Genomic DNA, 26,135 nt, shown 5'->3' on the forward strand with positions numbered 1-26,135 from the left:
TCTCAGTCCGCACGCTGCAGCCGCAGCTGCCGTATCTGCAGCAGGGGATGGTCACCGCTGTCGGTGGCCAGCATGCGTTGGCCACTGCCGATGCCGTGCTCGTCCCATTCACTGCGCCGGGCCAGCTGCAGGCCGCTGTCATCGCCGGCTTCGCTGCCCGGATAACGTACCGGCACGAACGCACGCAGCGCAGTGCCCTGGCGCAGGTGCAGTTCGGCCGGTGCCCAGACCAGGTCACGCAGGTCTTCGGGAGGATCGATGCGCAGTTCAGCCAGGCCATCCAGCGGCAGCCACGCATAGCCGCTGGGGGTGATCACTTCCAGGCACGGACCGAAACGCGGGTCGGCATCGGCGATCCACTCGAACGGCTCGCCATCACAGTCACCCGCGACTGCCGGCGCCTGCGAGAACGCCTGTTCGCGCAGTTCAATGGCTGCGTCGATGTGGCCCTGCTGCTGCAGCTGCACGGCCTGCAGCAGCGGCGCCAGCCAGGGCTGCGGCGTGCCCAGTACGGGCGGCAGGCGCGTGCCGGCGAATACCTCGGCGCGCACCTGCTCGGCACACAGCAGGGCGTGGCCGGCACTGCCCAGCAGCGACAGGCTGGCATCGAGCTGCACGGCCGCCTGCAGCTGGGCCTCGGCCCGTTGCCACTGGCCGAGCACGGCCAGCAGCTGGAACAGGAAGACACGTTCAGCGGCGGCGGTCGGTGCGGCACGCACACGTTCGCGCTGCGCCTGCAGCGCGCCGCCCAGGTCACCGGCCCGCAGCAGGTCCACGGCCGGTGCGGTATCGGTGGTGGGCGGCACGTTCATGCATCAGCCCTTGGCCACGGCCTGCATGTCGTAAGTGAAGGTCTTGGCCGCGCCGTCGGCGGTGCCGTCGGGCTTCTGCGGCTGGAACCCGTACTGGAACTTGCCGAAGTGCAGGGTGACGTTCTCGGTCAGGCGGTCCTCGCCACCGGAGCCGCCGGTGGATACCGAAGTGATCAGCACGCCGTTGGACAGGTGCAGGGTCACATAGTCGGTCTGCTCGCCGGTGGCGTTGGTCACGTACAACCACGCCTCCTCGAGGCGTGCACCGGTGCTGGCAGCCTGCAGCAGCGCGTTGGAGCTTTTGTCCACGTACTTGGTGATGGAGATGTCCTGGACGTGTGCCTTGCCACCGGAGCTGACCCCGCCGCTGTGCAGGTCGCCGCTGTTGCTGACGCCCCACGACCAGGCCAGTACCGGAATCTCGTTCTTGTGCTTGGCGTGGGTCGAGCCACCTTCGATGGTGACGCTGCCACCCTGGAACTTCAGATGCATGTCGAATGCCATGGAACTGCTCCTTCAATCGGCTGTCGAATCGGTTCGCCGGCCAGGGCCTGGCCGGCGCGGGAAGGGGAATGGGAAGATCAGGCCTTGGCCTGTGACGGCAGGCGCGAAACCAGCCGCAGCGAAACGGTCAGTCCTTCCAGCTGGTAGTGCGGTTTCAGGAAGAACTTGGAGGTGTAGTAGCCGGGCGCACCTTCCACCTCCTCCACCACCACCTCGGCGGCGGCGAGCGGATGGCTGGCCTTGTACTCCTCGCTGGAGTTGGCCGGATCACCGTCGACGTAGTTGAGAATCCAGTTGCCCAGCCATTTCTGCATCTGCTCGCGGCTGGAGAACGAACCGATCTTGTCGCGCACGATGCACTTGAGGTAATGCGCGAAGCGGTTGCAGGCGAACATGTACGGCAGCCGGGCCGCCAGCGCCGCGTTGGCGGTGGCGTCGGGGTTGTCGTACTCGGCAGGCTTGTTCAACGACTGCGCGCTGATGAAGGCTGCCATGTCGGAATTCTTGCGATGCACCAGGGGCATCAGCCCCAGCTTGTCCAGCTCGGCGGAGCGGCGGTCGGTGATGGCCACCTCGGTCGGGCACTTCATGTCCACGCCGCCATCGTCGGTCGGGAAGGTATGGGTGGGCAGGCCTTCCACCGCGCCACCGGACTCGATGCCGCGGATCCTGGAGCACCAGCCGTACTGCTTGAACGAGCGGTTGATGTTGACCGCCATGGCATAGGCCGCGTTCTGCCAGGTGTAACGGCTCGAATCGGCACCGGAAGTGTCTTCCTCGAAATCGAACTCGTCCACCGGATCGGTGGCGGCGCCGTAGGGCAGGCGCGCCAGCGTGCGCGGCATCGCCAGCCCGATGTACTTGGAATCTTCCGAGTCGCGCAGCGAACGCCAGGCCGCGTAGTCGGGGGTGGTGAAGATCTTGGCCAGATCGCGCGGGTTGGCCAGTTCATCCCAGCCATCCATGCCCAGCAGGCGCGGTGCCGCCGCCGACAGGAACGGTGCATGCGCGGCCGACGCCACCTGGGCCATGCCGGCCAGCAGCTCGACATCCTGCGGACTCTGGTCGAAGTAGTAATCGCCCACCAGGCAGCCATAGGGCTCGCCGCCCAGCTGGCCGTACTCGTGTTCATAGACCTTCTTGAAGATCGGGCTCTGGTCCCAGGCGGTGCCCTTGTAGCGCTTCAGGGTCTTGCCCAGTTCCTTCTTCGATACATTGAAGACCCGGATCTTCAGCTGGGTATCGGTCTCGGTGTTGTTGACCAGGTAGTGCAGGCCGCGCCAGGCGCCTTCCAGCTGCTGGAAGTCCGGATGGTGCAGGATCTGGTTGAGCTGTGCAGTCAGCGTGCGGTCGATCTCGGCGATGTAGGCCTTGATCGTCTGCGAGACATCGTCGCTGACGATGTCCGCGCGGCTGAGCACCTGTTCGGCCAGCGTGCGCACCGCCGATTCCACTTCCTGCTGTGCGCGGTCGCTCTTCGGCCGGAACTGCTTGTTCAGCAGTTCGGCGAAGCCGCCCGATTCCAGTGCGGTGCCGGTATCGCTGCCGGCTTCGATCAGCTGTTCGGTCGACATGGCGTTACTCCCCGTCCTTGCCATCGCTGTTCGGCGCGGCGACCAGTGCCTGCAGCAGCGCCGGGTCACGGATCGCCTGCGCGATCAATGCCTCCGCACCGGCCTTGCCGTCCATGTAGGTATCCAGGTTCGCCAGCTGTGCACGCGCCTGCAGCAGCTTGGCCAACGGCTCGACACGGCGCGCCACGGCGGCCGGCGAGAAGTCGTCCATGCTCTCGAAGGTGATGTCCACGCTCAGGCTGCCTTCGCCGGTCAGCGTGTTCGGCACGCTGAACGCCACCCGCGGCTTCATCGACTGCAGCCGGCTGTCGAAGTTGTCGACATCGATCTCCAGCGCCTTGCGCTCTTCCAGTGACGGCAGTTCGCCGGCATTGGCGCCGGACAGGTCGGACATCACGCCCATCACGAAGGGCAGCTGTACTTTCTTCTGCGCCCCGTAGACCTCAACGTCGTACTCGATCTGCACCCGCGGTGCCCGATTGCGGGCAATGAACTTCTGGCTGTTCGCCATGGCCTGGCCTCCGATGGAAACGGGTCGTGCCGGGCGCCCGCGGGCGTCGGCCTCGATGCCGGGCAAGTCTGGGAGACCGCCGCGCAGGCCTCCCGACAATTCGTCTCAGCGTGGTCGTCGGGGTTCGCGGCAGGCCGATGATGGGTTTTCAGCGCAACTGTCGGTATCGACAGGACAGGCCCAGGGGATGGGCCGTGAAGACGCTGCCATGACACTCCAGCACTGCCCCTCGCTGGTCGGCGCACTTGCCGCCGACCTTGGTACCGCTGCCCTTGCTTCACTGCCGTCGGCGTCGACGGCCCCGCCGTCCGACCCGCGACTGCGGCGGATCCTCGATTTCATCGATGCGCACCTGGGTGAGTGTGAACTGGACGAGCGCATGATCCGCGATGCCTTCGCGCTCTCGCGGCCCACGCTGTACCGGTTGTTCCAGGCCTTGGGCGGGGTCGCCCGCTACATCCGCGAACGGCGCCTGTGGCTGGCCCACCGCCACCTCGACCGTGATCCCTGCTGCAGCGTCACCTGGCTGCTGTATGAGGTGGGCTTCGCCTCGGAACGCCAGTTCCAGCGGGCCTTCCAGGCCCGCTATGGGATGTCGCCGGCGCAGTGGCGCCGCGCCTGCCGCGGCCAGCCAACGCGGCTTTCATGAGAACGCTGGCCGCATCCACGCCCTGCATGGATGGCCGCTTGTGCAGCCCCAAAAAGATGACGCCGGCGCGCATCCTGCGGCCGGCGTCGGGTCCCCTCCCCGGGAACGCTTGAATCAGCGGGTATGGATCAGCGGATGACCAGCACCGGCAGGGTGCTGCGCGCCAGCACTTCCGCGGTCTGGCTGCCCAGCAGCACACGGGTCACGCCACGGCGGCCGTGCGACGTCATCACGATCAGGTCACTGTTGCGCTCGCCCGCCGTCTCGATGATGCCGTCGGCCGCATAGCGGTCCAGCACATGCACCGGATTGGCGGTGATGCCCTGCTCGGCGGCCTTGGCCAGCGCCGGCTGCAGCACTTTCTGCGCGCCTTCCTCTCGGTCGGCCTTGTACTCAGGGCTGTTCATGTAGCCCACGCTCCAGCCCATGGCGTCGTACATGCCGACGGCCCATGGCTCGGAAACAGTCACGATATCGACCTCGGCATTGAGGTCCTTGGCCAGCTCCAGGCCCTTGGCCAGGCCCTTGTCGGCCAGCTCGGATCCGTCGGTGGCAATCAGGATGCGCTTGTACATGGTGGGGCTCCGTAGCGATCTGCCAGATGGGAACGACACCATTGCACACCGGATGTGCAGGCCGTGCCTTGAGCAGGATCAATCCGGCGCCGTGCAGCGGCGTGTGCGCATCGTCACGTGGTCCGGGGGACGGGCCCGGCCCGCCCTCTTCTGTAGAGCCGAGCCATGCTCGGCTGCGGGTGCATGAGCCGAGCATGGGCTCGGCTCTACAACAACGTCGCTCAGGCGATCTGCACCACGCGCGCGTTCTGGCACAGCGGGTAGCTGGCCACGAATTCAGCGATCGCATCACGCATCGCCTCGAACGATTCGCCGTACATGTACAGCGCGGTCTCGGTCGGGCCCTGCCACCAGCTGCAGATTTCGCCCAGGCCGTCGATGCTCTCCGACAGCTGTTCGAACACGTGGTTGGAATCGCACTGTTCGTAGACGTCGTCCGGCAGGTTCAGGCCATCCAGGTAGATGCCCAGGCCTTCGGTCACGCCGAAGCTGCGGTCGGCTTCACCCGCACCCTGCAGCTGCGAACCCTTTGGTGCACCCAGCTGCTCCAGCAGATCGATCAGCTTCGGCACGCCATCGGCATCGACCAGCGCCACTTCGATATCGCCGTACTCGACCTCGCCCAGGTCGGAGATCGCGGTGCCGCCGCCGGTCAGCTCGCCCACCTGCGCCGCCTGCAGCAGCGCATCGAGCGGATCCTCGAACAGTTCGTGGCGATGCTCCGGCTGCAGCCGGGCGTTCAACTTCACGGTGACGTGCAGCGTGGGTTCGGTCATGGGGGCGTTCCTGGAAGATGTGCCGCTCATTGTAGAGCCGATGGTAGCGGCAGGAGCCGCTGCCAACGTCGCTTGCGACGGCCCGAAGGGTGCCGGTCAGGACGACCGGCATAGCCATGCTCGGCTGCTCTTTCCCGACAGAAGCAGCCGAGCATGGGCTCGGCTCTACAACAGCCCGTCAACGCAGGAACGGCGCCACCTTGCGCTTCAGCAGCTCCACCAGCACCGGGTCCATGTAGTCGTAGTCGTCCGGGATATCCAGGCAGATCACCCGCTTGCCCTTCAGCCATGCCTTGTAGCGGCTGGACAACCGGTTGCGATGCGCCTTCTCCATCACAAACACCAGGTCGGCCCACTGCAGCAGCTCGGGGCTGAGCACTTCCTCGGCATCGGCCAACAACCCGGCTGAGGCGGTCTCGATGCCCGGCCAATCGGCGAATACCTGCTCGGCCGTCGGGCTACGCAGGCGGTTCTGGCTGCAGAGGAAGAGCACGTTGCGGGTCATGCCCGCAGCCTAATCGGGGTCGGATCCCTTTTCCAACGGGAAAGGGCTCTGACCCCAACCACGTGCATTCCGCAATGGGGTCAGAGCCCTCCCTGCGGGAGGGATCCGACCCCTCGACGGTGATCAGATCACCGTCAGGTTGGCGTAGGCCATCACCAGCCACTTGCTGCCGGCGTCGGCGAACTCGACCTGCACGCGGGCGTGTGCGCCGTTGCCTTCGTAGTCGGTCACCATGCCTTCGCCGAACTTGGGATGGGTGACCAGTGCGCCGAGCTTGATCGGCGGTGCCTCGATCGAGGCATGGCCCATCACCCGGCTCGCGCCCATCGAGGCCGGCCGCGAGACCTGCACCTTCGGCCGGACTTCGTGCAGCAGCTCACGGGGGATCTCGCGCAGGAAGCGCGACGGCAGGCTGTAGTTGTCCTGGCCGTGGATGCGGCGCGATTCGGCGTAGCTCAGCACCAGTTTCTGGCGCGCGCGGGTGATGCCCACGTAGGCCAGGCGGCGCTCTTCTTCCAGCCGCCCGCTTTCCTCCAGCGAACGTGCGCTGGGGAACAGGCCTTCTTCCAGACCGGCCAGGAACACCAGCGGGAACTCCAGGCCCTTGGCCGAGTGCAGGGTCATCAGCTGCACGCCGTCCTCGCCCGCCTGCGCCTGGCCCTCACCGGCCTCCAGCGCGGCATAGGCCAGGAATGCGACCAGCTCGTCCATGTCCTCGCCCACTTCCTCGATGTCGTCGGCGCGGCGCACGAAGCGCGAGGCCACCGAGACCAGTTCGTCGAGGTTGTCGGTACGCGATTCCGAGTCCAGCGCGTTGCGGCTTTCCTTGCTCCAGTGCTCGCGCAGCTGCGAGCGGGCCAGCACGTGGTCCACGCGCTCGGCCAGGGTCATGTGCAGGGTCTGCGCCTGCAGCTCGTTGACCAGCACCAGGAAACCGGCCAGCGCATTCCGCGCGCGCGCGGCCAGCGCGCTGCCCTGGGTGACCAGCATGGTCGCTTCCCACAGCGAAATGCCCTGCGCGCGCGCCTCGCGGCGCACTTCGTCCAGCGTGCGGTCGCCGATGCCACGCGTCGGCGTGTTGACCGCGCGCTCGAACGCCGCGTCGTCGTTGCGGTTGGACAGCAGGCGCAGGTAGGCCAGCGCGTCCTTGATTTCGGCACGCTCGAAGAAGCGCATGCCGCCATACACGCGGTACGGCACCTGTTCGCTCAGCAGCGCTTCTTCCAGTGCGCGCGACTGCGCGTTGCTGCGGTATAGCACGGCCACTTCGGTATAGCTGCCACCGTCACGCACCCACTGGCGCGCGCGCTCGACGATGTAGCGTGCCTCGTCCATCTCGTTGTAGGCGGCGTACAGGTCGATCGGCTCGCCGTCGCCGCTGTCGGTCCACAGCTGCTTGCCGATGCGGTCCGGGTTGTGCGCGATCACCGCATTGGCGGCGCCGAGGATGTTGGCGGTGGAGCGGTAGTTCTGTTCCAGGCGGATGGTCTGCGCGCCCGGGAAGTCGCGCAGGAAGCCCTGCACGTTCTCGACCTTGGCACCGCGCCAGCCGTAGATGGCCTGGTCATCGTCGCCGACCACGAACACGTGGCCGGAATCGCCGGCCAGCACGCGCACGAAGGCGTACTGGATGGCGTTGGTGTCCTGGAACTCGTCCACCAGGATTTCGCGGAAACGGGCGCGGTAGTGCGCCAACAGGGCCGGGTTGTCGCGCAGCAGTTCGTGCGCGCGCAGCAGCAGCTCGGCGAAGTCGACCAGGCCGGCGCGGTCGCAGCGTGCCTGGTACTCGATGTAGGCCTGGCGCATGGTTTCCAGCCACGCGTCGTGCGGCTCGGGCTGGATGTGCTGCGGGCGGCGGCCCTCGTCCTTCTGCGCGTTGATCCACCACGCGATCTGCTTGGCCGGGTACTTGCCGTCGTCCAGTTCCAGCGCCTGCACCACGCGCTTGACCAGCCGCAGCTGGTCGTCCGAATCCATCACCTGGAAGCCTTCCGGCAGCTTCGCGTCCTGCCAGTGCAGGCGCAGCAGGCGGTTGGCCAGGCCGTGGAAGGTGCCGATCCACATGCCGCGGCTGCCATTGGGCAGCTGTGCGTCGATGCGGTGGCGCATTTCGCCGGCCGCCTTGTTGGTGAAGGTCACCGCGAAAATGCCGTGGGTCGGCACGCCATCGACTTCATGCAGCCAGGCGATGCGGTGGGTGAGTACGCGGGTCTTGCCGGAACCGGCACCGGCCAGCACCAGGTGGTGGCCGGGGGGAGCGGAGACGGCTTCGCGCTGGGCCGGGTTCAGGCCATCAAGCAGGTGGGAGACATCCATGCCCCCATTTTACGGCATCGCCGTCGCGGCTCCTGCGACCACCTGGGTTGCCAGTGCGTGGGCCTGCTGACGCAGTTCAGGCACCGCCAGGCTTTCCCACAGGCTGCCGATGCGCAGGCTGCCGAGCACGCCCAGCCGTGCCTGCGGCTGGCCACCGGCGGCACACAGGCGATCGCCCGGCACCGTGCTGTCCAGGCCCAGCCCGTGCGGGCCGGGGCGCGCCAATCCATCAGCCTGCAGCTGCTGCAGCAACGGATTGCGCAGCGCGCTGGCACGGGTTTCCACGCCGGTGGCGTTGATCACCCCGCTGATCGTCCACTGCTGTTCATTGCCGGTGGCATCGCGGCCGGACAACCGCAGGGCATCGCCTTCGCGCCAGACGCGCTGCAGGCGGGACCGATGGATACACAGTTGGGCGCTGTCCTGCAGCGTCTGCAGCTGCGCATCCACCTCTTCGGCGATGCGGTGGCGATGCACGTCCCAATAGCGCACCACATGGCGCAGGAAGCGGCGCTGGTCGGCCTCATCGAGGCTGCACCACAGCGCCTGCCCGTGCGGGCGGATGCGGTCCATCACGCCCTGCCACGGCAGGCCATCGGCCTGCGCCTGGCGTGCGAACCCGCGCAATGCGTGCAGGCGCTGGCGCAGGTTCATCGGCAGCAACGTGGCCGGGTCGAAGCTGGGCAGGCCACCACGCGCGTGCGGCAACGGCAGCAGGCCATGGCGCGAGATCACATGCAGCGGGCCGGTGTGGCCGGCAGCGACCAGCGCCAGCACGGTGTCGGCCATGCTCAGGCCGGAACCGACAATGGCCACGGCCTGCTCACCGGCCAGGGTGCGTACGCCGTCGTAGTCCCAGGCCTCGATCACGTCATCCGCAGGCAGCGCATCAGCACCGGCCACCGGCAGCGGGCGCATGCTGTTGCCGGTAGCCAGCACCGCCTGTGCGGCGTGCAGCGTCTGGCCATCGCCCAGCTGCAGCCGGTAACCGTGGTCATCCGGCTGCAGGCCCAGCACCGGCTGCGCGATCACCTGCAGCTGCGCCGGGCTGGCTGTGGCGGCGTCCTGCAGGCGCTGTTGCAGGTAGGCCGCGAAGTAGTGGCGGCACACGTAACGCTCGCCCAGCACCTCGCGCGCCTCGCCCGGGTAGGCGTTGGCGGCCATCAGGTAGTCGAGGAAATCGCCGGGCTGGTCGGCAAACGCACTCATCTTCGCCGCCGGCACGTTCAGCAGATGCTCCGGCCACGGCGTGGCATAGGCGATGCCCTGCGCCAGCTGCGAAGCCGGCTCGAAGATGGCCAGCGCCAGCGGCGCATGGGCCTGGCGCAGTACCTGGATCGCCACCAGCACGCCGGCCGCACCACCACCGATGATTGCCAGGTCCAGTTCGCCATTACGCGGTGAATCAGTCATGCGCCGATTGTAGGCCATCGGCGATGACAGGCCGGATTGCCGAAATGGGCGGCCGGCCTTGCCTCACATCAACGCATCGGCCAGGCGTGCGATGCCTTCGCGGCTGCGCCGCCACGTGGGGCGGCTGCGCCACTGCTGCAGGTCCAGCTGCCGCGACTCACGCAGGTAGCCGTCCTCGATCGCGCACAACTGCTGCACCAGCGCGCGGTCGTAGCAGATCAGGCCGATCTCGGCATTCAGCGCGAACGAGCGGATATCCATGTTGATCGAGCCCAGCACGGCGATGTCCTCGTCCACGCTCATGTGCTTGGCGTGCAGGAACTGCGGTTCGTACAGGGCGATGCGCACGCCACAGCGCAGCAGCTCGTCGTAGTACGCCTCCTGCGCCCACGAGGTCAGCCGCTGGTTGTTGCTGGCCGACAGGATCAGCTGCACGTCCACGCCGGACAACGCCGCGATGCGCAGCGCGCTCAGCGTGGCTTCGTCGGGCACGAAGTACGGGGTGACCATCACCAGCCGGCGCCGCGCCAGGTGGATCAGTGCCGCCACCGCATCGCGTGCGTTGCTGTACGGATAGGCAGGGCCGCTGGGCAACAGCTGGGTGGCGATGTCATCGCTGCACTCGGGCACATCGGCGATCACGTCCAGGCGCTGGCCGGTTTCCATGTACCAGTCGCTGGCGAACACCGCTTCCAGGTGCGCCACCGCCGGGCCACGCACGCGCGCCACCAGTTCGCGGTTCGGGTGGCCGGGCACGAACCCGGGGCCGGCCAGGTTCTGTGAACCGACATACGCCACTTCGTTGTCGATCACCGCGATCTTGCGGTGGTTGCGCAGGTCCATGCGCCCGCTGCGCCGCCAGCGCAGGCCACCGGGCAGCATCGCGCGCACTTCGATGTCGCGCGCTTCCAGGCGCTTGCGATAGGCGCGCAGGCCGCGCTTGGCACCCACCGCGTCGAGCAGCACGCGGCACTGCACGCCACGCGCGGCGGCACGCTGCAGCGCCTCGACCACCGCCTCGCCCACCGCGTCATCGAACATCAGGTAGTACAGCAGGTGCACGCGGTCTTCGGCCTGGTCGATGTCGGCGATCAGCGTGTGCAGCGATTCGTCGTAGTCGGTCAGCAGGTCCACCGCGTTGCCGTGCACCGGCATGAAGTCGCCCTGGCGCTGCACCAGCGGCACGATCTCGGCGCTGGCGGTGTCCGGCTGCGGGGCCCAGCGCAGGCGATGCTGCAGCGCCTGTTCCTCGCGGATCACCTGCGAGGCCTCGGCCTGGCGGCGGATGCGCTCACGCGACAGCCACGGGTGGCCGAACAGCAGGTACAGCGGCAGGCCCAGCAGCGGCACGAAGCCGACCAGCAGCAGCCAGCTGCGCGCCGCCCCCGGCGTGGTGCGGGTGGGAATCCAGCACAGCGCGACCAGCCGGATCAGCCAGTCGATCAGCAGCAGGTAGGAACCCAGCAACCACTCGAACAGCATCGCGTCGCCCGTCGGGAGGTGATGGGCCATTCTGCCCACCGGCCCTTGTAGAGTCGAGCCGCGCTCGACGGCCTTGAACCAGCGTGTCGACCAAGGTCGACACCTACCGGGGGCGGGATAAGTGTGCCAACCAAGGTTGGCACCTACCGGGGGTCGAAGGAGTGGGCCGGCCAACGGTCGGCCCCCACCATCTGGATGCCAGACATGAAAAAACCCGCCACAAGGGCGGGTTTCTTCGCGGGGACCAGCAATCCTTGCGGATTACTTGATCTTGCCTTCCTTGTACAGGACGTGCTTGCGCACGACCGGATCGTACTTCAGGAATTCCATCTTCCCCGGGGTGTTCTTCTTGTTCTTGTCGGTCGTGTAGAAGTGGCCGGTACCGGCCGAGGAAATCATACGGACCTTATCGCGCTTGCCTGCCATGATGCTTTACTCCTCAGACCTTTTCGCCGCGCGCACGCAGCTCAGCCAGAACGGAATCAATGCCGTTCTTGTCGATGGTGCGCAGTGCATGCGCGGAAACACGAAGCTTGACCCAGCGGTTCTCGCTGGCCACCCAGAAACGGCGCTCGTGCAGATTCGGCAGGAAACGACGACGGGTCTTGTTGTTGGCGTGCGAGACGTTGTTACCCGTCTGCACTCGCTTGCCGGAAACCTGGCATACGCGGGACATTGCGCACCTCGATAGTAGTAGTTGTCAGCCCGTAGCCCGGGAGACGGCGGCCTCGATGGTTGCCCACCACACGTCAAGAGAATCAAAGGGTTACGCTGGCGTTGGGCGGCCGGGGACGTGTTCCCGGGGGCGCCGCCCGGTAGAAAACCGGACACAGCGAGCCGCGCATTATGCACGGGTTCAAGCACTTGCGCAAGTTACCCACAGGCTGGGGCTGAACGCGACGGCCGCCTTCCTGTGGAGCCGAGCGTGGGCTCGGCTCTACACAAGCGGCCGGGCCGGCTCAACGCAGATGCGGAATCACCTGGGCCAGCAGATGGGCATCCTTCAACGCGCCGTGCAGGCCGCGGTTGCCGGGAATGCGCAGGCGCTGCAGCACATCATCCAGCTTGTTGCCCTGGCCCGGCCAGCGCCCGCGCGCCAGCTTCAGGCTGCAGGTGATGCGGCAATGCTGGGCCAGCGTGCCCGGGATGCCCGCCAGGCGCAGCTCGTTGTCCAGGAAACCCACGTCGAAGGTGGCGTTGTGCGCGACCATTTCGCTGCCGCGCAGGAAGTCCAGCAGTTCGGCGGCCTTGCTGGAGAACAGTGGCTTGCCCACCAGCATCGCATCGCTGATGCCATGCACGCGCTGTGCGCCCCAATCGACCTTGCGCTGCGGCTGCAGGTAGGTGTGGAACTGGCGGCCGGTCAGCTGGCCATCGATCAGTTCGACGGCACCGATTTCGATCACCCGGTGCCCCAGGCGGTGGGAGATGCCGGTGGTTTCGGTATCCAGTGCGACGATGCGGCTCATCAGGGTGTGCGTTCTCCAGTACGTGCAGCCGGATTTTCGCACGCGACCGATGCACTCACCCCAACGCTTCCACCACCCAATCAATGAATACCCGCATCCGCTGGCTCATGTGCCGGTTCGGCGGGAACATCACATGCATCGGCATGGGCGGCAGCTGCCAGTCCTGCAGCACCGGCAGCAGCTCGCCACGCGCCACGTGCGGTTCGGCCATGTAGCTGGGCAACGCGACCACGCCCAGACCCGCCAACACCGCGGCCAGATAGGCGTTGCCGTCGTCGAAGCCGACCGTGTAGCGGCCCTGCACCTCGATGCGCTCATCGCCGCGCTGCGCGCTGAACACCCGCGCCCGGCCACTGCGCGGGCTGAGGAAACCGACCACGTGGTGATCGGGCCCTTCCAGCGCGCGCGGGTCGGTCGGCAGGCCGAAGCGCTGCACATAGCCCGGGCTGGCATGGAAGCCGATCGGCAGCGCGCCGAGCGGCCGCGCCACCAGTGCCGGGTCGGCCGGGGTGCCGCCACGGATCACGCAGTCGACGTTGTCGGCGATGACATCCACTTCGCGATCACTCACGCCGATATCCAGCTGGATCTCCGGGTAGCGCGCCTGGAAATCCGGCAACGCCGGCACCAGCCGCAGCCGTGCGTACGGCCCGGGCACGTCCACGCGCAGGCGCCCGCGCGGCTGGGTGGCCGCGTCGCCCAGCCCGCCCTCCACCTCTTCCAGCTCGGCCAGCAGGCGGGCGATGCGCGGGTAGTAGGCCGCGCCATCGGCGGTGACGCTGACCCGGCGCGTGGTGCGGTTGAGCAGACGCAGCCGCAGGTGTGCCTCCAGCTGCTGCACCAGCTGGGTGGCCGTGGTGCGGCTGATCTGCAGGGTCTGCGCGGCGCGGGTGAAGCTGCCGGTTTCCACTACCCGGGCAAACGCCCGCATCGCCTCGAAACGGTCCATGGCTGGCCATGATTGTTTGGGATTGGCAATCAATCTAGGCCGATCATCGCGGTTTATCCAGACAGCGCTGACGGGGAGGATGACGTTCTCTCCCACGGGATCTTCCCCATGTCACAGCGTGATGTCGTTTTCCCCGCCGGCCGCCAGGCCCTGTACGAGCGCAACCGCTACTCGCCGGCAATCCGATCCAATGGCTTCCTGTTCGTCTCCGGCCAGGTCGGCAGCCGCGAGGACGGCTCGCCCGAGCCGGATTTCGAAACCCAGGTGCGCCGCGCCTTCGGGAATCTCAACGCGGTGCTGGCTGCCGCCGGCTGCACCTTCGACGACGTGATCGACGTGACCATGTTCCTGGTCGATCCGGAAACCAACTTCGAGAAGGCGTGGGCGATCGTGCCCGAGTACTGGGGCGAAGCGCCACACCCGACCCTGACCGGTATCGGCGTGACCTGGCTGTACGGGTTCCAGTTCGAGATCAAGGTGATCGCGAAGCTGCCTGCAGACCGGTAGTGCCGGCCGCTGGCCGGCGATGGCAGGCGATTGCCTGCGCTCGTGAGGTTGCCGGCCAGCGGCCGGCACTACCCAGACGAAGGGCACTGCCCCCGCGCGGCCATCATTCCGCAGCAAATTCCAGTGTCCGACGCCAACGCAATGGCTTGGTCGCACGCGCCGGGTCAGGGCCGAACTGGCTCAACCAGCCAGCGGCCATTGCACGGGCACGCAAGCGTTCGCCAACGCCTTCGGCGACTTCCACTTCAACGCGCGTTACCTTGCCTTCGGCATCCACGTCCAGCACCCAGACCAGCTTGCCCACCCATTCGGCCGCCGGGACGGACGGGTCGTAGTTCGGGCGGCCAGCAACGTAGGGGCCGTCGTGCCCTAGATACAGCGGAGACTCCTCCAAGCGGTGATCGACACGAACGGCGGCTTTGCCGGTCCGGCCGTCGCCAAGAACGGCATCCACCGTCCACGTGCCGGCCGTCCCCGCAGTGCCAAGGTCCGCTGGGAAACAGGTCTTGCGGCCACGGAAACCGTCATGCCGGACCTGCGAGATGCGAACGCCATTGGCGTCGCGAATGGTGAGTTCCAATCCGCCCACATCGGCGTCTTCTCCACCGGCGGCAACGCAGATGCGGTGGTCGTGCAGTCCGTCGGCAACGAACTGGTAGGCCACTGATCGCGCGATGGCGTCCGCGGGTGTCGGCGACCACAGTAACTCGACGTAGACGTCATCCGAAGCCTGGACAGCGGGGCTGACCAACACCATCAGCAGCCCAACAGCAGCGACGCGTGCGTTCATCGTTCCCTCCCTGGTGACGAATCCCGATCGTCACCGAAGGCGTTGCAAGGTGCAATGGACCGCCCGTGCAAGGGCAATCCGCAGTGCAGGACGCCACCTGAACGGGAGATTCCGACGAATTCCCGAAGCGTCCATTGATATTGTATCCGGCGAAAACCGCTTGCTAGCCTCCCCTCCATGCGCCGGATCTCCCGCCACCTTCGCTCGTACCTGCTGATGCTGCTGATGGCGGCATTCGTGGTCGTGCCGGTGGCCGACGCGCTGGCCTGCACGGTGGAACCGCACGCCAGCACGGTGCATGTGGAGTCCGCTCCGGATGCCGATGGCGATGGCGATGCCGACGGCAAGCACGTCGGTGCCTGTGGCCACAACCACTGCCACCACTCCAACCTGAGCCTGCCGGCCAGTACCCTCGCCGCCTTCGGTGCGCCACTGCCGTCGCGCTGGATGAATGCCGGCGACGCGGCGACCTATGCGGTCGCCCAGGATGAATTGACGCGTCCCCCCCGGGCGTGAGTTGAGCGCGTCCCGCGATTGCGGGCTCCCGTTTCACTCACAACCGGAATCCCCCTATGTCGATCCTGACACCTCGGTCGCCGCGCGCGGCCGGGCTGGTCGTCGCCGTGTTGCTGGGCCTGGCCCCGGCGACATCGGTGATGGCGCAAGCCGCCCCTTCCTACGACACCCTGCTTGAACGCCTGGACCAGCTGCCCGGTACCCGCGTCGGTACGGCGCTGGCCGAGGCCGCCGACGCGCGCGCCGACCAGGCCCGTGCGCTGCCCAATCCTTCCCTCTCCTACTCCGCCGAGAACGCCTGGGGCACCGGCTCCTATGGCGGCATGGGCAAGGCCGATACCGTGCTCACCCTGTCCCAGCCGCTGGAGGTCTGGGGCCAGCGTGGCGCGCGTGTCCGTGCCGCCCGTGCCGAGGCACAGGCCGCCAACCTGCGTGGTGCCCAGAGCCGCAGCGACGTGGCCAGCCAGCTGGCGGTGGTCTACGCACAGGCGGAAAGTGCACTGCGCCGCTACTCCCTGGCCGAGGAGGCGCTGACCCTCACCCGCGATGACGCCAACGCGGTCAACGCGATGGTCAAGCAGGGCCGCGAGCCACAGCTGCGCGCGGTGCAGGCGCAGAGCGAAGTGGCCAATGCCAGCGCTGCGCTGGATGAAGCGCAGGCGTTCCGCGACGCCGCGCTGGCCCGCCTGGCCGGTGCCGCACTGCTGGATGCGCCGGTGCAGTCGATCGACAACAGCCTGCTCGACCGTGCCCCGCCGCTGCCGCGTGGCGCCACCGACGTGGCGCTGGCGGTGCGCATCGCCGAAGCCGAAGCCGATGCGGCCGGCAAGCTGGTCGATGTGGAGCGCAAGCGCGCCCTGCCCGATCTGAGCGTCACCGCCGCACAGACCCGCTTCCGCGAAGGCGGCGAGCGTGCCTACAACCTCGGGGTCAGCCTCAGCATCCCGCTGTTCGACCGCAACCGCGGGGGCATCCGCGCCGCCAATGCCGACCAGCGCGCGGCCGAGGCACGCCTGGACCAGCAGCGCCGCGACAGCGAGGCCGAGCGCCTGTCTGCCGTGGCTGGGCTGAAGGCGGCCGGCAGCCGTACCCGCGCCGCCGATGAAAGCGTGGTCGCCGCCGAAGAGGCGTATCGCCTCGCACGCGTCGGCTTCGACGCCGGACGCATCTCCCAGCTGGAACTGCGCAGCACGCGCAGCGCCCTCATCGCCGCCCGCGGCACCGCCGTGGATGCGCGCCTGTCGCGCGTCGGCGCGGAAATCGATCTTGCCCGCCTTGAGGGGCGCGCACCTTTTGTGGAGGCCAAATGACTCTCTCCCGTACTTTCCCGCTGATCGGCGGCGTGCTGCTGACCATGCTGCTGGCCGGCTGCGCCGGCAATGCGCAGACGCCTGCCAATGAAGACCCCACTGCGGCCAAGGCCGGTACCGACGATGGCCACGGCCATGCCGCCGACAGCAAGGAGGCCAAGGCGGAAACCGCCAAGGCCCCCGCCGACGCCGATGAAGGCGTGGTGCAGCTGACCCCGGAACAGATCAAGGCGTCCGGTATCGAGGTGGTCGCCATCGGCCGCGGTGGCGGTGGCTCGACCCGGCTGTCCGGCAGGGTCGAGCCCACCGTGGGCGCCCGCGCTTCGGTTGCCTCCACGGTGACCGGCCGCGTCGAGCGCGTGCTGGTCGCGCCGGGCACCGCAGTGAAGCAGAACCAGGCGCTGGCGATCGTGGTCAGCGGTGAGGCCGCGGTGTTCCGCGCCAATGCGCTGGCTGCATCGGCCGAAGCCGAGGCCGCGCGCCTGGCCTATGGCCGCGACAAGGCGCTGGTTGACCAGGGTGTGGTCGCCCGCCAGGAACTGGAGGCCTCGCGCGCCCGCTCGCTGGCGGCACAGGCCCAGGCCGCTGCCGCGCAGGCCCAGGCCGCTGCCAACGGTGCGCCCGATGCCAGCGGCCGCGTGCGCATCACCAGCCCGGTGGCCGGCATCGTCGGCAACGTGCAGGTCACCCCGGGCGGCGTGGTCGCTGCCGGCAGCGCGGTGGCTGATGTCGCCAATCCGGCGATGAACGAACTGGTGTTCACCGCGCCGCCCGCGCTGGCCGCACAGGTCACGCCCGGCATGAAGCTGGAAGTGAGCGTGCCGGGTGGCAGCTTCACCGCCACCGTCACCGGTTCGGCCGCTGATGTGCGCCAGCAGGGCGGCGTCGCGGTGATCCGCGCCACGCCGGTGGACGCTTCGCTGCCGCCGGCCGGTTCGCCGGTATCGGCGGTGGTGGTCACCGAAGGCCAGGACGGTTCGCTCAGCGTGCCCGCCGATGCGGTGCAGAACGTCGATGGCGGCAGCGCGGTGTTCGTCGCCGTCGACGGCGGCTTCAAGGCGCAGCCGGTGCTGGCCGGGCGCCGTGCCGGCGACCGCATCGAGATCCTCGGTGGGCTGACCGGCAACGAGCGCATCGTCGGTGCCAACGCCTTCCTGCTCAAGGCCGAACTGGCCAAGGGCGAAGCCGAGCACGGCCACTGAGGAGGCGACCATGTTCAAGCTGATCATTGAAACAGCGGTGCGCCACCGCTGGCTGGTGGTGTTCATGGCGGCGCTGATCGCTGCCGTGGGCCTGTTCCAGCTGGGCAAGCTGCCGATCGACGCGGTGCCGGACATCACCAACCGCCAGGTGCAGATCAACACGGTGGCACCGGCACTGACCCCGGAGCAGATCGAGCGGCAGGTGACCTATCCGCTGGAAACCGCGCTGGCCGGCATTCCCGGCCTAACCACCACGCGTTCGCTGTCGCGCAATGGCTTCTCGCAGGTCACCGCGATCTTCACCGATGCGACCGACATCTACTTCGCCCGCCAGCAGGTGGCCGAACGCATGCGCGAGGCATCCGAAGACCTGCCCGATGGCGCGTCGCCGATGCTGTCGCCGGTCACCACCGGCCTCGGCGAAGTGCTGATGTGGACCGTGGACTTCACCGCGTTCGATCCGGCCAGGCTGGCCAAGCCCGGTGAAGCCGGCTGGCAGGCCGGCGAGGTCTACCGCACGCCGGAAGGCAATCTGCTGCGCACGCCGGAAGAACGTGCCACCTACCTGCGCACCGTGCAGGACTGGATCATTGCGCCGCAGATGCGTTCCAGCCCGGGGCTGGCCGGCGTCGATACGGTCGGCGGCTACGTCAAGGAATACGGCGTGCATCCGGACAGCGCCCGACTGGCCGCGCACGGCCTCGGCCTGGCCGATCTGGTCACTGCCCTGCAGCGTTCCAACGTGCAGGCCGGTGCCGGTTTCGTGCAGCGTGCCGGCGAAGGCCTGGTGGTACGTGCTGACGGCCTGGCGCTGACCACCGACGATCTGGCACAGGCCCCGGTAGCCACCCGCAATGGCGTGGTGGTACGCGTGGCCGATGTGGCCGACGTCGAGCTGAGCCGCGCACCGCGCCTGGGTGCGGCCAGCCGCAACGGCCACGAAGCCGTGCTGGGCACCGCGCTGATGATCGCCGGTGGCAACAGCCGCACCGTGGCCCAGGCCGCGGCCGCGCGCCTGGAACAGGTGAACAAATCGCTGCCGGCCGACATCGTGGCGGCACCGGTGCTGGACCGCAGCGTGCTGGTCAATTCCACCATCAAGACCGTGGCCAAGAACCTCACCGAGGGCGCACTGCTGGTGGTGGTGGTGCTGTTCCTGCTGCTGGGCAACCTGCGTGCGGCAACGATCACCGCGCTGGTCATTCCGCTGTCGTTCCTCTTCGCGGTGATCGGCATGAACCGCTTCGGCATCAGCGGCAACCTGATGAGCCTGGGTGCGCTGGACTTCGGCATCCTGGTGGACGGTGCGGTGATCGTGGTCGAGTCGACGCTGCTGATGCTGGGCCAGCGCCGCGCCGAACTGGGCCGTGCATTGACCGCGATGGAACGCCTGCGCGTGGCCGCTGATTCGGCGATGAAGATGGCGCGCCCTGCGGCCTTCGGCCAGTTGATCATCCTGCTGGTGTTCGCGCCGATCCTTACCCTGGAAGGCGTGGAGGGCAAGACCTTCCACCCGATGGCGGCCACGTTCATGCTGGCCCTGGTCGGTGCCTTCATCTTCTCCTTCACCTTCGTGCCGGCGATGGCCGCACTGCTGGTGCGCGAGCCCAAGTTGAAGGACGGCGATACACATGCTGACGATGGCGAGCACGAGACGAAGCTGATCCGCGTGCTGCGTGCGCGCATCGAGCCGGTGGTGCGCAAGGCCGTGGCGCATCCGCGCACGGTGCTGGCCGGTGCGGTGATGATGGTGGTGGTGGGCATCGGTTCGTTCTCGCTGCTGGGCCGCGAGTTCATGCCGACGCTGGACGAAGGCAACGTGGCGATGCAGGCCCTGCGCGTGCCGTCGACCTCGCTGGAGCAGTCGCTGGCGATGCAGCTGGCACTGGAAAAGGCAATTGCCAATCAGCCGGAAGTAGAAACCGTGTTCTCGCGCACCGGTACCGCCGAGGCGGCGATCGACCCGATGCCGACCAACATCTCCGACAGCGTGATCGTGCTCAAGCCACGCAAGGACTGGCCGGATCCGAAGCTGGGCAAGGACGCGCTGGTGGCACGCTTCGAAACGCTGGCCGGGCAGCAGCTGGGCAACAGCTTCGAGTTCAGCCAGCCGATCGAGCTGCGCTTCAACGAACTGATTTCCGGCGTGCGTACCGACCTGGCGGTGATGATCTTCGGCGATGACTTCAGCCAGCTGCAGAAGGTGGCCGATCAGGTAGCGCTGAAGCTGCGTGCGGTGGAGGGCGCGGCCGACGTGCGGGTGGAACAGATCTCCGGCCTGCCCACGCTCAATGTGGCCATCGACCACGTGGCGGCGGCGCAGTACGGTCTGACTGCCGCGGACGTGAGTGATGCGCTGTCCACCGGCATTGGTGGCACGGCGGCCGGCAAGATCTTCGAAGGTGACCGCCGCTTCAACGTGGTGGTGCGCCTGGACGATGCCTCGCGCAACGATCCGGACCAGCTGGCTTCGCTGCCGATTGCCACGCCTGCGGGCCTGGTGATTCCGCTGTCGTCGGTCGCGCGCATCACGGTCAGCGAAGGACCGAACCAGATCAGCCGCAACAACGGCAGCCGCCGCGTGGTGGTACAGGCCAACGTGCGTGGTCGTGACCTGGGCGGCTTCGTGGGTGAAGCGCAGGCGGCGGTGGCCGACGTGGCACTGCCGCCGGGCGCCTACCTGACCTGGGGTGGCCAGTTCGAGAACCTGCAGCGCGCCGAGAAGCGGTTGGCGACGGTGGTGCCGGTGGTGTTCCTGCTGATCGGCAGCCTGCTGTTCATGGCCCTGCGCAGCGGCAAGGAAGCCATTCTGGTGTTCAGCTGCGTGCCGTTGGCGCTGGTCGGCGGCATCCTCGCGCTGCTGCTGCGTGGCATGCCGTTCTCGGTGTCGGCGGCGGTCGGCTTCATCGCCGTCTCCGGCGTGGCCACCTTGAACGGTCTGGTACTGATGCAGGCGATCCGCGAGCGCCTGGATGCCGGTGACCTGCCGCTGCAGGCGGCGATCAACGGTGCGTCGAGCCGCATCCGCGCGGTGCTGACCACGGCGCTGGTGGCGATCGTCGGCTTCATTCCGATGGCGATCGCCAGCGGTTCCGGTGCCGAGGTGCAGAAGCCGCTGGCGACGGTGGTGATCGGTGGCCTGATCACCGCCACCGTGCTGACCCTGCTGGTGCTGCCGACTTTCGCTGCGCGGGTGGCCAAGCCGCGGGCGGTCGGCTGAGGTTGGGGGTCGGAGCCCTTTCCACAGGAAAGGGATCCGACCCCGTGACCGGGTCGGATTGCCGGCCAGCGGCCGGCACTACCTTGGAACGGTCAGGCCTTCTTGCGTTCGGCGATGTAGGCCTGGATCTGCTGTTCCAGCACCGGCAGCGGCACCGAGCCCTGCTTGAGCAGGGTGTCGTGGAAGCCCTTGATGTCGAACTTGTCGCCCAGCTCCTTCTCGGCCTGCGCGCGCAGGCGCACGATGGCGATTTCGCCCAGCTTGTAGCTCAGCGCCTGGCCCGGCCAGGAAATGTAGCGGTCCACTTCGGTGGTCACTTCATGCTCGCTCAGCGCGGTGTGGTCACGCAGGTAGGCCAGCGCCTGCTCGCGGCTCCAGCCCTTGCTGTGCACGCCGGTATCGATCACCAGGCGTGCAGCGCGCCACATTTCGTAGGTCAGGCGGCCGAAATCCTCGTACGGGGTTTCGTAGATGCCCATCTCCACGCCCAGCTTCTCGCAGTACAGCGCCCAGCCTTCGCCGTAGGCGGAGATGTAGGCGTTGCGGCGGAACTCGGGCAGGTTCTTCTGCTCGGCGGCAATGGCACCCTGCAGCGCGTGGCCCGGATCGGATTCATGCAGGGTCAGCGCCGGCAGGTTGTACAGCGGGCGCGACGGCAGGTTGTAGGTGTTGAGCCAGTAGGTGCCCATGCCACCACGGCCGGCGGTCCAGAACGGCGCGATGTCCGGCGGCACCGGCACAATGGTGAAGCGCGCGCGCGGCAGCGTCATGTACTTGCCGAGCTGGCCATCGGCCCGCTTGGAGATCCACGCCGCGCGCGACAGCAGCTCTTCCGGGGTCTTGGCGTAGAACTGCGGATCGGTGCGCAGGAAGGTCAGGAACTCGGCGAAGCTGCCCTTGAACCTCACCTGCTTGATGATGTCGTTCATTTCCTTCTGGATGCGCGCGACTTCACCCAGGCCGATGCGGTGGATCTCGTCCGGCGACAGGTCCAGCGTGGTGTATTCGTGGATCTGCTGCTTGTAGTACGCCTTGCCGCCCGGCATCGCTTCGGCGGCCAGGGTGGTGCGCGCCTGCGGCACGTACTCGCTGACGAAGAAGGTGCGCAGCTGCTGGAACGCAGGCACCACCTTGCCACTGATTGCTTCGCGTGCCTGCGCCTGCAGCCTGGCCTGCTCGGCGGCCGGGATGCTGTTGGGCAGCTTCTTGAACGGTGCGTACAGCGGCGACTCGGTGGGATCCATCAGCTCGGCGACGGTGGCGATGGACACCTCGCGGCCATCGAGCACGGCACGCGGCACGCTGAAGCCACGCTTCAGGCCGGCGCGCATGTTCTCGGTCTGCTGCCCGAAGTAGCGCGGCACATCGTTCAGGCGGGCGATGTAGTTCTGGTAGTCCTGCGCGGTCTTCATCTCGCGCCGGGCCATGAAGGACAGGTTGGACCAGAACGAGGAGTCGGCGTTGAACGGCATCTCGTAGCCGCGCAGGCGCACGTCTTCGGCCAGGTTGAACACCTGGTCGCGGTAAATCGCGTAGTTGACCTGGTTGTCGGCCGACAGGGTCTTCGGGTCGATCTTCTTCAGCGCGGCCAGGGTCTCGTCCCACACCTTCAGGCGTGCCTGCTGCGCCGCCGGGCCGACGTCGGGCATGCGGGTGGCATTGGCCGGAGCGTCCTCGTCCTCGCTGGCCTCGCCGCCGCCATCCTGGCGCCACTTCCATTCCTTCTCGTACAGCGCACGGAAGGCGGCGTCGGCAGGCGATTCGGTGGCCACGCTGGCCGGTGCGGCGGTGGCGGGCGGCGCGGCCAAGGCCACGGCGGGGGCGGACAGGGCGATCAGCAGGGCAACGGCAAGACGGGTTTTCACGAGCACAGGTTCCCGGGAAGGCAGACCCCGATCATGGCACCGCCCACGGCCCATGGCATGGGACGAAGGTCCTGCCTGCAACGCAGACCGGAGCCCCGGTAGCGGCCAACCTTGGTTGGCCCCCCAAACCCAGCGCCGACCAAGGTCGGCATCTACCGTAGCGTGGCAGACCGGGGCTCCGGTAGCGGCCAACCTTGGTTGGCCCCCAAACCCACCGCCGACCAAGGTCGGCACCTACCGGATGGGGCCCCGACGACCTAGTGGCTGGCCTTGTCCCGCTTCCAGCCCCGGTGCTTGATGTCCAGCTGCAGGCTGTACAGCGCGGTGAACGCCGGGAACAGGTTCTGCAGCACGCCCACCGAGTCCTGCTTGGCCGAGAACAGGAAGTAGCTCAGCGTCATCAGGCTGCCGACCACGCTCATGTACCAGAACAGGCGCGGGATCACCGGCTTGCCGGCGCGCTTGGAGGCGATGAACTGGACCAGCCAGCGGCCACCAAACATCAGCGCGCCGGTATAGCCGATCAGCTTCCAGCCGGTCACATGCAGGCCGGTCCAGTACAGCCATGTCAGCGGCTGGTCGAGCCAGTGCAGCTCCAGGCCCATCACCGCTCTTCCACCGCGGTGCGCTTGCTGCGGGTGATCAGCCAGGCCACGCCGCGCAGGTCACGGATGCCGACCAGCGCGCGGCCGAGGTTGTTGTACTTGGAGACGCCGGCGGTACGGTGGCGGTGGTTGACCGGCACGCTGGTGGTCTTCCAGCCGGCACGCTGCATCAGCGCCGGCAGGTAGCGATGCATGTGGTCGAAGTACGGCAGGTCGAGGAACGCACTGCGCTCGAACAGCTTGATGCCGCAGCCGGTGTCGGGCGTATCGTCGCGCAGCATGCGTGCACGGATGGCGTTGGCCCAGCGGCTGGCCCAGCGCTTGCTGCCGCTGTCCTGGCGGTTGACGCGCCAACCGGCGAACAGCTTCACCTGTGCTTCGGCGGCATCGCGCGCAACCAGCAGCTTGGGAATATCCGCCGGATCGTTCTGGCCATCACCATCCAGGGTGGCGATCCACGGTGCACGCGCGTGCTTGACCCCGGTGCGCACCGCCGTGCTCTGCCCGCTCTGGTTCACGTGGTGCAAGACCCGCAGTTCCGGCGTGGTCGCCTTCAGGCCCTGCAGCACCGCCAGGGTGTCATCGCGCGAGTGATCATCGATGTAGACGATCTCGAACGGCAGCCGGCCGCGCAGCGCAGCGGTGATTTCGGCGACCAGCGGGGCGACATTGTCGCGCTCGTTGAACACGGGGACGACAACGGAAAGCTCGGGTTGGCTCATAAGGCACTCGGCCAAGGGGGGACAAAGACCGCGCATTCTCCGAAACCGAGGTTATCCGAAGATGAACCCGGCCGCGTGAGGATTGCGGCTCAGGCGCGGTCGCCAAAATACTCGCGGCACCACTGCACGACAGGCGGCAGCCCTTCTTCGATCGGGGTCACCGCGTCGAAGCCGAAGGCGTCATGGGCGCGCCGGGTATCGGCCATCGTGCGCACCATGTCGCCGGGCTGCATGGGCTTGTAGACCTTCTGCGCGGGGCGGCCGGCGGCCTGCTCGATCACGCTGATGAAGCGCTCCAGCTCGACCGGCGTATGGTTGCCGAGGTTGAACACCCGGTGCGGCACCGGACCGTCGGCCGGATGCGCGAGGGCGCCGAGGATACCCGACACGATGTCGGAAACATGTGTGAAGTCGCGCTGCATGCGGCCTTCGTTGAACACGTCGATCGGCCGCCCGGCCAGCACCGCGCGCGAGAACAGCAGCGGTGCCATGTCCGGCCGGCCCCACGGGCCATACACGGTGAAGAAGCGCAGGCCGGTGGCGTGCAGGCCGTACAGCTGCGCGTAGGTGTAGGCCATCAGCTCGTTGGCCGCCTTGGTAGCCGCGTACAGCGAGCGCGGCTGGTCCACGCGCTGGTCCTCGGAGAACGGCGGTGTGGCCGAATCACCGTAGACCGAGCTGCTCGACGCATACACCAGGTGCTGCACGCCACGGTGGCGGCACAGCTCGAGGATGTTGACGAAGCCGACCAGGTTGCTGTCGACATAGGCATGCGGGTTTTCCAGCGAGTAGCGCACGCCGGCCTGTGCGGCCAGGTGGATCACCGCAGTCGGCTGCACTTCGTCGAACAGCGCGGCCAGGCCTTCGCGATCGGTCAGGTCCAGCGTGCGCAGGTCCAGCGCCGGGCACAGCGCGGCCACGCGGTCGCGCTTGATCTGCGGGTCGTAGTAGTCGTTGAAGTTGTCCAGGCCAACCACCGGCTGGCCCGCCTCCAGTAGCGCGCGGGCGGTGTAGGCACCGATGAAGCCGGCAGCGCCGGTGAGCAGGATGGTCATTGCAGTTGCCTGGAAATCAATGAGTACAGGTGCAGAGGATACGCTGCGGGCTCAGAACAGCCCGAAACGCTTCCTGGCCACATTGGTGCGGCCGGGCTCGATCACGTCCTGGATGTTCTTCGCATCGAAGCGGTCGAGCAGCGCCTCGGCGCCCTTCTTCAGCTTCAGGTCCATCTCCTCCGGGTACAGCGGCATCAGGGTCATGAAGGCGATGGTCCTGCCATCTTCCAGCACCAGCTCGGCGAATTCTTCCGGGGTGGTTACCGGCGGCAGCACGATGGCGCCGTCGAAGCCCACGCCGGGCGCATAGGGCTCGCTGGGATGGCCGTTGGGAATGGTGTGGCCGAAGCCCAGCCAGGTGTCGTACTCGTGCGGCAGCCGCGCCATGCCCTTCAGCAGGCGCACCGGCCAGTAGTTGCGCTCGTCCTCGAAGGCGTCCTGCGAGATCGGCCAGTCGGCCGGCAGGGTCACCATCAGCTCCATGTAGCGCGGCACGTCCGCCTCCACTTCGGCGGGCACGGTCATCGGCAGGTCGCTCATGCCGGAGGTCACCAGCCGCAGATACGGGAACTGGTCGGTGGCCGGCACCACGTGCACGTCGATGTGCACCAGGTCGGAGATGATCTCGTGGAAGACACCGGACACCGGGCCCAGATGGCGCTCGATGTGCGCGCCGATCGCCTCGATGTGTTCTTCGCCCTGCGCCGGCGTGAAATCCTTCTGGCGGCTGTGCACCAGGATCGGGCTGCCGCCCGGGCTGACGTCGTCGAATGCGTTGCTCATGTCCTGCTCCCTGGATGAGGCCACG

The 26,135-nt window shown here is 67.6% G+C and carries 26 protein-coding genes; 6 read left to right on the forward strand and 20 right to left on the reverse strand.

What is annotated here, in order from left to right; genetic code table 11:
• Positions 1–2: 2 nt before the first annotated feature.
• From SriyCCGPB3_RS21000 to tssB, 4 genes are all read right to left on the reverse strand, one after another.
• Positions 3–812: a type VI secretion system accessory protein TagJ gene (locus SriyCCGPB3_RS21000; RefSeq protein WP_350259693.1), complete on the reverse strand. Its 810-nt coding sequence runs from the start codon at positions 810–812 to the stop codon at positions 3–5.
• A gap of 3 nt (positions 813–815) precedes the next feature.
• Positions 816–1,316, reverse strand: coding sequence for an Hcp family type VI secretion system effector (locus tag SriyCCGPB3_RS21005; RefSeq protein WP_110714161.1), 501 nt, complete (start codon positions 1,314–1,316; stop codon positions 816–818).
• A 77-nt stretch (positions 1,317–1,393) separates the two neighbouring features.
• A complete protein-coding gene (gene tssC, locus SriyCCGPB3_RS21010; protein ID WP_110714162.1) occupies positions 1,394–2,890 on the reverse strand; it encodes a type VI secretion system contractile sheath large subunit in 1,497 nt (498 codons plus the stop codon).
• A gap of 4 nt (positions 2,891–2,894) precedes the next feature.
• Positions 2,895–3,401 (reverse strand): type VI secretion system contractile sheath small subunit, encoded by a 507-nt coding sequence (gene tssB, locus SriyCCGPB3_RS21015; protein ID WP_110714163.1) that lies wholly within the window; start codon positions 3,399–3,401, stop codon positions 2,895–2,897.
• A gap of 208 nt (positions 3,402–3,609) precedes the next feature.
• Between tssB and SriyCCGPB3_RS21020 the strand changes: the two genes are divergently transcribed.
• The gene (locus SriyCCGPB3_RS21020; protein ID WP_425604104.1) at positions 3,610–4,050 is read left to right on the forward strand and encodes a helix-turn-helix domain-containing protein; all 441 of its coding nucleotides are present in this window, start codon (positions 3,610–3,612) and stop codon (positions 4,048–4,050) included.
• 128 nt (positions 4,051–4,178) lie between these two features.
• On the opposite strand, the gene SriyCCGPB3_RS21025 is transcribed toward SriyCCGPB3_RS21020, so the two are convergent.
• The 10 genes from SriyCCGPB3_RS21025 to SriyCCGPB3_RS21070 form a co-directional block, all read right to left on the reverse strand.
• Positions 4,179–4,625, reverse strand: a complete 447-nt coding sequence (locus SriyCCGPB3_RS21025; RefSeq protein WP_005411629.1) for a universal stress protein — start codon at positions 4,623–4,625, stop codon at positions 4,179–4,181.
• Positions 4,626–4,846: 221 nt separating this feature from the next.
• Positions 4,847–5,401, reverse strand: a complete 555-nt coding sequence (locus tag SriyCCGPB3_RS21030) for a hypothetical protein (protein ID WP_153856973.1) — start codon at positions 5,399–5,401, stop codon at positions 4,847–4,849.
• A 178-nt stretch (positions 5,402–5,579) separates the two neighbouring features.
• The gene (locus SriyCCGPB3_RS21035; protein WP_110714166.1) at positions 5,580–5,906 is read right to left on the reverse strand and encodes a low molecular weight protein tyrosine phosphatase family protein; all 327 of its coding nucleotides are present in this window, start codon (positions 5,904–5,906) and stop codon (positions 5,580–5,582) included.
• Between the two features lie 123 nt (positions 5,907–6,029).
• Positions 6,030–8,222 (reverse strand): DNA helicase II, encoded by a 2,193-nt coding sequence (uvrD, locus tag SriyCCGPB3_RS21040; protein WP_049398649.1) that lies wholly within the window; start codon positions 8,220–8,222, stop codon positions 6,030–6,032.
• A gap of 9 nt (positions 8,223–8,231) precedes the next feature.
• Positions 8,232–9,653, reverse strand: coding sequence for an FAD/NAD(P)-binding protein (locus tag SriyCCGPB3_RS21045; protein ID WP_153856974.1), 1,422 nt, complete (start codon positions 9,651–9,653; stop codon positions 8,232–8,234).
• Between the two features lie 45 nt (positions 9,654–9,698).
• A complete protein-coding gene (cls, locus tag SriyCCGPB3_RS21050; RefSeq protein ID WP_153856988.1) occupies positions 9,699–11,117 on the reverse strand; it encodes a cardiolipin synthase in 1,419 nt (472 codons plus the stop codon).
• Positions 11,118–11,378: 261 nt separating this feature from the next.
• Positions 11,379–11,546, reverse strand: a complete 168-nt coding sequence (rpmG, locus tag SriyCCGPB3_RS21055; RefSeq protein WP_169411268.1) for a 50S ribosomal protein L33 — start codon at positions 11,544–11,546, stop codon at positions 11,379–11,381.
• A gap of 10 nt (positions 11,547–11,556) precedes the next feature.
• Positions 11,557–11,793: a 50S ribosomal protein L28 gene (rpmB, locus tag SriyCCGPB3_RS21060; RefSeq protein WP_005411638.1), complete on the reverse strand. Its 237-nt coding sequence runs from the start codon at positions 11,791–11,793 to the stop codon at positions 11,557–11,559.
• 283 nt (positions 11,794–12,076) lie between these two features.
• Positions 12,077–12,586, reverse strand: a complete 510-nt coding sequence (gene dnaQ / locus SriyCCGPB3_RS21065) for a DNA polymerase III subunit epsilon (protein ID WP_006402525.1) — start codon at positions 12,584–12,586, stop codon at positions 12,077–12,079.
• Positions 12,587–12,641: 55 nt separating this feature from the next.
• Entirely contained in the window at positions 12,642–13,535 is an 894-nt protein-coding gene (locus SriyCCGPB3_RS21070; RefSeq protein WP_350259694.1) for a LysR family transcriptional regulator, read from the reverse strand.
• Between the two features lie 108 nt (positions 13,536–13,643).
• Here SriyCCGPB3_RS21070 and SriyCCGPB3_RS21075 point away from each other — a divergent pair, with 108 nt between their 5' ends.
• Positions 13,644–14,042 (forward strand): RidA family protein, encoded by a 399-nt coding sequence (locus tag SriyCCGPB3_RS21075; protein WP_350259695.1) that lies wholly within the window; start codon positions 13,644–13,646, stop codon positions 14,040–14,042.
• Between the two features lie 103 nt (positions 14,043–14,145).
• Here SriyCCGPB3_RS21075 and SriyCCGPB3_RS21080 read toward each other — a convergent pair whose 3' ends face one another.
• Positions 14,146–14,832, reverse strand: a complete 687-nt coding sequence (locus tag SriyCCGPB3_RS21080) for a hypothetical protein (protein ID WP_228756494.1) — start codon at positions 14,830–14,832, stop codon at positions 14,146–14,148.
• A 177-nt stretch (positions 14,833–15,009) separates the two neighbouring features.
• On the opposite strand from SriyCCGPB3_RS21080, the gene SriyCCGPB3_RS21085 reads away from it, so the two are divergent.
• Genes SriyCCGPB3_RS21085 through SriyCCGPB3_RS21100 form a run of 4 tightly spaced genes read left to right on the forward strand, consistent with a single transcriptional unit; the run spans position 15,010 to position 21,080 of the window.
• A complete protein-coding gene (locus tag SriyCCGPB3_RS21085; RefSeq protein ID WP_164161675.1) occupies positions 15,010–15,348 on the forward strand; it encodes a hypothetical protein in 339 nt (112 codons plus the stop codon).
• Between the two features lie 56 nt (positions 15,349–15,404).
• On the forward strand, positions 15,405–16,658 hold the full coding sequence (locus SriyCCGPB3_RS21090) for a TolC family protein (RefSeq protein ID WP_180847338.1): 1,254 nt from the start codon (positions 15,405–15,407) through the stop codon (positions 16,656–16,658).
• Positions 16,655–17,860, forward strand: coding sequence for an efflux RND transporter periplasmic adaptor subunit (locus SriyCCGPB3_RS21095; RefSeq protein ID WP_350259696.1), 1,206 nt, complete (start codon positions 16,655–16,657; stop codon positions 17,858–17,860). The genes SriyCCGPB3_RS21090 and SriyCCGPB3_RS21095 overlap by 4 nt, the downstream gene beginning before the upstream one ends.
• A gap of 10 nt (positions 17,861–17,870) precedes the next feature.
• Complete coding sequence (locus SriyCCGPB3_RS21100; RefSeq protein WP_350259697.1) at positions 17,871–21,080, forward strand: efflux RND transporter permease subunit; 3,210 nt, start codon at positions 17,871–17,873, stop codon at positions 21,078–21,080.
• 92 nt (positions 21,081–21,172) lie between these two features.
• On the opposite strand, the gene SriyCCGPB3_RS21105 is transcribed toward SriyCCGPB3_RS21100, so the two are convergent.
• From SriyCCGPB3_RS21105 to SriyCCGPB3_RS21125, 5 genes are all read right to left on the reverse strand, one after another.
• On the reverse strand, positions 21,173–22,945 hold the full coding sequence (locus tag SriyCCGPB3_RS21105) for a DUF885 domain-containing protein (protein ID WP_350259698.1): 1,773 nt from the start codon (positions 22,943–22,945) through the stop codon (positions 21,173–21,175).
• Positions 22,946–23,202: 257 nt separating this feature from the next.
• Entirely contained in the window at positions 23,203–23,550 is a 348-nt protein-coding gene (locus SriyCCGPB3_RS21110) for a lipid-A-disaccharide synthase N-terminal domain-containing protein (RefSeq protein WP_043399630.1), read from the reverse strand.
• On the reverse strand, positions 23,550–24,272 hold the full coding sequence (locus SriyCCGPB3_RS21115; RefSeq protein WP_110714176.1) for a glycosyltransferase family 2 protein: 723 nt from the start codon (positions 24,270–24,272) through the stop codon (positions 23,550–23,552). Before SriyCCGPB3_RS21115 ends, SriyCCGPB3_RS21110 begins: the two co-directional genes overlap by 1 nt.
• 89 nt (positions 24,273–24,361) lie before the next feature.
• Positions 24,362–25,327, reverse strand: a complete 966-nt coding sequence (locus tag SriyCCGPB3_RS21120) for an NAD-dependent epimerase/dehydratase family protein (RefSeq protein ID WP_180847336.1) — start codon at positions 25,325–25,327, stop codon at positions 24,362–24,364.
• A gap of 51 nt (positions 25,328–25,378) precedes the next feature.
• Positions 25,379–26,110, reverse strand: coding sequence for a suppressor of fused domain protein (locus tag SriyCCGPB3_RS21125; RefSeq protein WP_180854140.1), 732 nt, complete (start codon positions 26,108–26,110; stop codon positions 25,379–25,381).
• Positions 26,111–26,135 lie beyond the last annotated feature (25 nt).

Origin of the sequence: Stenotrophomonas riyadhensis, assembly GCF_040256885.1 — a bacterium.
Lineage (GTDB): Bacteria > Pseudomonadota > Gammaproteobacteria > Xanthomonadales > Xanthomonadaceae > Stenotrophomonas > Stenotrophomonas riyadhensis.

Excerpts from the sequence above, each read along its gene's own strand:
- SriyCCGPB3_RS21000 (WP_350259693.1), bottom strand. The coding sequence starts at position 812 with ATGAACGTGCCGCCCACCACCGATACCGCACCGGCCGTGGACCTGCTG.
- SriyCCGPB3_RS21005 (WP_110714161.1), bottom strand. The coding sequence starts at position 1,316 with ATGGCATTCGACATGCATCTGAAGTTCCAGGGTGGCAGCGTCACCATC.
- tssC (WP_110714162.1), bottom strand. The coding sequence starts at position 2,890 with ATGTCGACCGAACAGCTGATCGAAGCCGGCAGCGATACCGGCACCGCA.
- tssB (WP_110714163.1), bottom strand. The coding sequence starts at position 3,401 with ATGGCGAACAGCCAGAAGTTCATTGCCCGCAATCGGGCACCGCGGGTG.
- SriyCCGPB3_RS21020 (WP_425604104.1), top strand. The coding sequence starts at position 3,610 with ATGACACTCCAGCACTGCCCCTCGCTGGTCGGCGCACTTGCCGCCGAC.
- SriyCCGPB3_RS21025 (WP_005411629.1), bottom strand. The coding sequence starts at position 4,625 with ATGTACAAGCGCATCCTGATTGCCACCGACGGATCCGAGCTGGCCGAC.
- SriyCCGPB3_RS21030 (WP_153856973.1), bottom strand. The coding sequence starts at position 5,401 with ATGACCGAACCCACGCTGCACGTCACCGTGAAGTTGAACGCCCGGCTG.
- SriyCCGPB3_RS21035 (WP_110714166.1), bottom strand. The coding sequence starts at position 5,906 with ATGACCCGCAACGTGCTCTTCCTCTGCAGCCAGAACCGCCTGCGTAGC.
- uvrD (WP_049398649.1), bottom strand. The coding sequence starts at position 8,222 with ATGGATGTCTCCCACCTGCTTGATGGCCTGAACCCGGCCCAGCGCGAA.
- SriyCCGPB3_RS21045 (WP_153856974.1), bottom strand. The coding sequence starts at position 9,653 with ATGGCCTACAATCGGCGCATGACTGATTCACCGCGTAATGGCGAACTG.
- cls (WP_153856988.1), bottom strand. The coding sequence starts at position 11,117 with ATGCTGTTCGAGTGGTTGCTGGGTTCCTACCTGCTGCTGATCGACTGG.
- rpmB (WP_005411638.1), bottom strand. The coding sequence starts at position 11,793 with ATGTCCCGCGTATGCCAGGTTTCCGGCAAGCGAGTGCAGACGGGTAAC.
- dnaQ (WP_006402525.1), bottom strand. The coding sequence starts at position 12,586 with ATGAGCCGCATCGTCGCACTGGATACCGAAACCACCGGCATCTCCCAC.
- SriyCCGPB3_RS21070 (WP_350259694.1), bottom strand. The coding sequence starts at position 13,535 with ATGGACCGTTTCGAGGCGATGCGGGCGTTTGCCCGGGTAGTGGAAACC.
- SriyCCGPB3_RS21075 (WP_350259695.1), top strand. The coding sequence starts at position 13,644 with ATGTCACAGCGTGATGTCGTTTTCCCCGCCGGCCGCCAGGCCCTGTAC.
- SriyCCGPB3_RS21080 (WP_228756494.1), bottom strand. The coding sequence starts at position 14,832 with ATGAACGCACGCGTCGCTGCTGTTGGGCTGCTGATGGTGTTGGTCAGC.
- SriyCCGPB3_RS21085 (WP_164161675.1), top strand. The coding sequence starts at position 15,010 with ATGCGCCGGATCTCCCGCCACCTTCGCTCGTACCTGCTGATGCTGCTG.
- SriyCCGPB3_RS21090 (WP_180847338.1), top strand. The coding sequence starts at position 15,405 with ATGTCGATCCTGACACCTCGGTCGCCGCGCGCGGCCGGGCTGGTCGTC.
- SriyCCGPB3_RS21095 (WP_350259696.1), top strand. The coding sequence starts at position 16,655 with ATGACTCTCTCCCGTACTTTCCCGCTGATCGGCGGCGTGCTGCTGACC.
- SriyCCGPB3_RS21100 (WP_350259697.1), top strand. The coding sequence starts at position 17,871 with ATGTTCAAGCTGATCATTGAAACAGCGGTGCGCCACCGCTGGCTGGTG.
- SriyCCGPB3_RS21110 (WP_043399630.1), bottom strand. The coding sequence starts at position 23,550 with ATGGGCCTGGAGCTGCACTGGCTCGACCAGCCGCTGACATGGCTGTAC.
- SriyCCGPB3_RS21115 (WP_110714176.1), bottom strand. The coding sequence starts at position 24,272 with ATGAGCCAACCCGAGCTTTCCGTTGTCGTCCCCGTGTTCAACGAGCGC.
- SriyCCGPB3_RS21120 (WP_180847336.1), bottom strand. The coding sequence starts at position 25,327 with ATGACCATCCTGCTCACCGGCGCTGCCGGCTTCATCGGTGCCTACACC.
- SriyCCGPB3_RS21125 (WP_180854140.1), bottom strand. The coding sequence starts at position 26,110 with ATGAGCAACGCATTCGACGACGTCAGCCCGGGCGGCAGCCCGATCCTG.